1 protein-coding gene is annotated in these 814 nt (G+C 40.2%); it reads right to left on the minus strand.

What is annotated here, in order from left to right; genetic code table 11:
* Window positions 1-474, minus strand: a 474-nt coding sequence (locus OQ5_RS21015) for a Calx-beta domain-containing protein (protein WP_044107843.1), incomplete at its 3' end; no start/stop codon positions are given.
* Window positions 475-814 lie beyond the last annotated feature (340 nt).

Consider the following 814-nt stretch of genomic DNA (forward strand, 5'->3'; position numbering starts at 1 on the left):
CGTTGCGCTAATGGTGGAACTCTGCCCTTCACCAATGGAGGAAGGGTTGACCGAAAGCGTTACAGAAGGGATGTCTTCTGAGTCGGTGATGGTAGCGATGACTTGTTGATCTCCGTCTTCTGTAGCATTCGTAACCGCGCTTATATCAACGATTATTGTTTCGTCGTTTTCATAAATGCTGTCATCGATTCCGGTAATGACCGAGGTTCCGCTAGTGGTATTTGGTGCAATCGTTATTATATTATTAGCAGAATAGTCGGTTCCCGGGGTAGCCGTTCCCGAGAATGTCAAATCTACTGTTATTTCCGAAGCAATAGTGGAATCAGTTATCGCAGTGATAGTAGCCGTTCCGTCATTTTCACTGAAAGGACTTCCCGATAAACTCAATGTTATGTTCTGACTTTCAGAGAAAAAAGGAATAGAAAATACCAACAGCGTGGTTAAAATATTTCTGACATCAGGTTTTAAGTACATACATGGTCCTTGTTACATCTGTTTTGTGAATAATTCAGGCTCAATCCGAAGAAGTAAAATTACGGCAAAACAAAATGAAAGGAAACCCCTGTTTTGGTGCTAAAGGCTTGTTTTTTGTCGCATTATGATGAGTGCGAATGCATGCTTGATGAATTGAAGTTTTTTGTGGACAAAAGACTCTTAAAAAGGTTGTTTTAGATGACAGATGGATAATACAGATACTATTTAGTCCCCGTCTATAAACTTTCAAAAAATTTTTTCAGTATGTGTGTCTGTTCAGAAAGTGCCGGTTGCAAGGCTTGCGAAGCCGCCAAAAACGGAGTTTACTTTTCGTAAATGA

This window comes from Anaerophaga thermohalophila str. Valhall (assembly GCF_000250735.1).
Lineage (GTDB): Bacteria > Bacteroidota > Bacteroidia > Bacteroidales > Marinilabiliaceae > Anaerophaga > Anaerophaga thermohalophila_A.